Annotated in this window: 3 protein-coding genes; 1 reads left to right on the forward strand and 2 read right to left on the reverse strand. The window is 74.2% G+C overall.

What is annotated here, in order from left to right; all coding sequences use genetic code 11:
- Nucleotides 1-139: 139 nt before the first annotated feature.
- The gene (locus tag ACTIDRAF_RS0218795; RefSeq protein WP_052168887.1) at nt 140-1,366 is read right to left on the reverse strand and encodes an amidohydrolase; all 1,227 of its coding nucleotides are present in this window, start codon (nt 1,364-1,366) and stop codon (nt 140-142) included.
- Here ACTIDRAF_RS0218795 and ACTIDRAF_RS35075 point away from each other — a divergent pair.
- Nucleotides 1,317-1,493 (forward strand): hypothetical protein, encoded by a 177-nt coding sequence (locus ACTIDRAF_RS35075; protein ID WP_016700274.1) that lies wholly within the window; start codon nt 1,317-1,319, stop codon nt 1,491-1,493. The genes ACTIDRAF_RS0218795 and ACTIDRAF_RS35075 overlap by 50 nt on opposite strands.
- A gap of 16 nt (nt 1,494-1,509) precedes the next feature.
- Here the strand turns inward: ACTIDRAF_RS35075 and ACTIDRAF_RS0218805 are convergent, their stop codons facing one another.
- On the reverse strand, nt 1,510-2,736 hold the full coding sequence (locus ACTIDRAF_RS0218805; protein ID WP_016700275.1) for an amidohydrolase: 1,227 nt from the start codon (nt 2,734-2,736) through the stop codon (nt 1,510-1,512).
- Nucleotides 2,737-2,923 lie beyond the last annotated feature (187 nt).

A 2,923-nucleotide genomic window follows, 5' to 3' on the forward strand; every position in this document is an offset into this window, starting at 1 on the left:
CCACGGCTGGTGCCGGCCGCCCCTCCCGCGCCCGGTGCCGCCGCGACCGGGCGGGGAACACCTCGCGGGCAGCGGGGAGGCCCGGGCGGGAGCGGGGCACCACCGGGTGGTGGGGACCCCGGCGGACCCCCCGTGCCCGCTAGTCCGTCATCGCCGCCAGCGCCGCGTGCACGAGGACGCGGACACCGACCAACAGGGCCCGTTCGTCCAGGTCGAACGTGGGCTGGTGCAGGTCCCGCTGGGGGCCGACCCCCGGCCACACGCCCAGCCTGGCGAAGGAACCCGGAACGTGCTCCAGGTACCAGCCGAAGTCCTCACCACCGGAGGACTGCTGGGTGGTGGACACCGCGCCCGCCCCGAGGGCGGTCCGCACGGCCGCGTCCAGGACCCGGGTGCTGTCCTCGTCGTTGACCACGGGCGGGACGCCGCGCTGGTGGCGGAGTTCGTAGGTCACACCGGTCGGCGCGAGCAGCGAGGCGACCAGCTCGCGCACCATCGGCTCCAACGCGGCCCACACGTCCCGGTCCCCCGTCCGCAGGGTTCCGCGCAGCACACCGTCCTGCGGCACCGCGTTGGGAGCCTTGCCCGCGTGCACCGCCCCCCAGACGAGCACCGTGGCCGACCGGGGGTCGATCCGCCGGGACAGGAGGGTGGGCAGACCGGTGATCACCGTGCCGAGCGCGTGCACCAGGTCGGCGGTCAGGTGGGGCCGCGAGGTATGACCGCCGGGCGAGGTCAACCGCAGTTCGAGCAGGTCAGCAGCTGAGGTGATCGCCCCCACCCGCAGCCCGACCCGGCCCACCTCCAGCCGGGGGTCGCAGTGCAGGCCGAAGATCTCGTCCACGTCGTCGAGCCCGCCCGCGGCGACCACGTCGAGCGCCCCGCCGGGCATGACCTCCTCGGCCGGTTGGAAGATCAGTCGCACCCGCCCGGGCAGCGACGGCGCGCCCGCCAGGGCCAGCGCGGCGCCGAGCAGGGCGGTGGTGTGGGCGTCGTGCCCGCAGGCGTGGGAGACGCCCTCGTTCTCGGAGGCGAAGGGCAGCCCGGTCGCCTCGGCGAGCGGCAGCGCGTCGAGGTCCGCGCGGAGTGCCACGCAGTGCCGGCCGGTGCCGATGTCGCACAGCAGACCGGTACCACCGGGGAGCACTCGCGGGCGGAGGCCGGCGGCGGTGAGGCGTTCGACGAGGAAGGCCGTCGTGCCGGTCTCGTGGCGGGACAGTTCCGGGTTGGCGTGGATCGCCCGCCGCCACGCCACCACGTCCGCGCCGTGCCGGTCCAGCCAGGAGTCCAGCCAGTCCGGCCCTCGCCCGGCGCCGATGTCCGCCACAGCGGTCATGGTGCTGCCCGGAGCGCTTCCTGGTCCAATCGGCTCGCCGAGCGGCGCGTGGCCCGGCGCGAAAGCACCGCGCGCCCCCGACTCGTCCCTGGTCCCCGTGCCCGTCCTCGACGGCCTCGCCGGGGCGGTCCTGGTGTTCGTTCCCGTCATCTCATGACCCGAATCCACCACAGTCATGCCGCACCTCCTGTCGCGGCGACTTTCCTCGAAGCGGCAGCCCGACCTGCCACGTCGGCAAGCAGCCTTGTCCGTTGTTCGCTGTCGGTGGCGGCGGCCACCGCGGTCCACGCCATCGCGACCGCTCCGTCCACCACCGCCCGGTCGGCGGACGGCGAGACGCAGGCCGCCGCGAACTCCGGCTGGTGGTTCACGGCGTCCCCGCAGTCGAGGGCCAGGGTCGGGTGGATCCCCGGCACGACGTGGGTGACGTTGCCCATGTCGGTGCTCCCCGAGACCCGGGACCGTTCCTCGGCCGGGCTCAGCGGGGCTCGGCCCAGTTCGACGGCGGCCGCGCGGTACGCCTCGGCCAGCCAGCCGTCCGGACGCAGTTCCGCGTACACCGGGGAGATCTCCGAGGTCTCGTACCCGGCCCCGGTCGCGACGGCACCGGCCCGGAGGCAGTCCTCGATACGACCGCTCAGACGAGCCAGCGATTCCACCTCTGGCGCTCTCAGGTTGAACACCGCGGAGGTCCTGGCGGGCACGATGTTGGGCGCCGCACCGCCGTGCGTCACGATACCGTGCACCTGTTGCCCGGGTTCCAGATGTTGGCGGGCGAGCCCGATGGCGACCTGCGCGACGGTGAGGGCGTCGGCGGCGTTGATCCCGCGCTCGGGCGCCGAGGACGCGTGCGACTCCCGGCCCGTGTAGCGCACCTCCAGGTCCGCGATGGCCCGGCTGGGGCGGGTCACCGTCTCCTCGGGCCCCGGGTGCACCATCATCGCCAGGGCGACCGGGTCGAAGACACCCCGCTCCAGCATCAGCACCTTGCCCCCGCCGACCTCCTCGGCGGGCGTACCGATGACGAGGATGGTGATGCCGAGCTCGTCGGCGACGTCCCGCAGGCCGATCGCCGCCCCCACGGCCGCCGCGGCGATCACGTTGTGCCCGCAGGCGTGCCCGACCTCGGGGAGGGCGTCGTACTCGGCGCACAGCCCGACGACGAGCTCGCCGTGGCCGAAGCTCGCGGTGAACGCCGTGTCGAGCCCCGCGACGGGGCGGCGCACCTCGAAGCCCTCGCCGGCGAGGACTTCGGTGATCTTGCGGACGCTCTCGTGCTCGGCGAAGGCCAGTTCGGGCTCGGCGTGGATGCTGCGCGAGAGGCCGACGAGTGCCGGTGAGTGGGCGTGGACGGCCCTCGCGCAGCGTGACCTGAGTGAACTCCTGTGCCCGGTATCCATCGGGCCATATCCTGCCCCATCCGGGGGGTGGAGGGCGGCGGTCCCGGCCGGGAAGCTGCTCTGCGGTACCGGTCGTGCGCTGGGCGGACCCGGGAACTACAGCCTTGGTGTACTGCCGGACCTGTCACCGTGCGCTTCACCCGGACGGCGCAGACCCACCACCGGGTGGGGCAAGCGCCAGCGGCGG

Source organism: Actinoalloteichus spitiensis RMV-1378 (assembly GCF_000239155.1).
Classification (GTDB): Bacteria; Actinomycetota; Actinomycetes; order Mycobacteriales; family Pseudonocardiaceae; genus Actinoalloteichus_B; species Actinoalloteichus_B spitiensis.

Coding starts and splice junctions, on each gene's coding strand:
- ACTIDRAF_RS35075 (WP_016700274.1), top strand. CDS start 1,317: ATGTCCGCCACAGCGGTCATGGTGCTGCCCGGAGCGCTTCCTGGTCCA.
- ACTIDRAF_RS0218805 (WP_016700275.1), bottom strand. CDS start 2,736: ATGGATACCGGGCACAGGAGTTCACTCAGGTCACGCTGCGCGAGGGCC.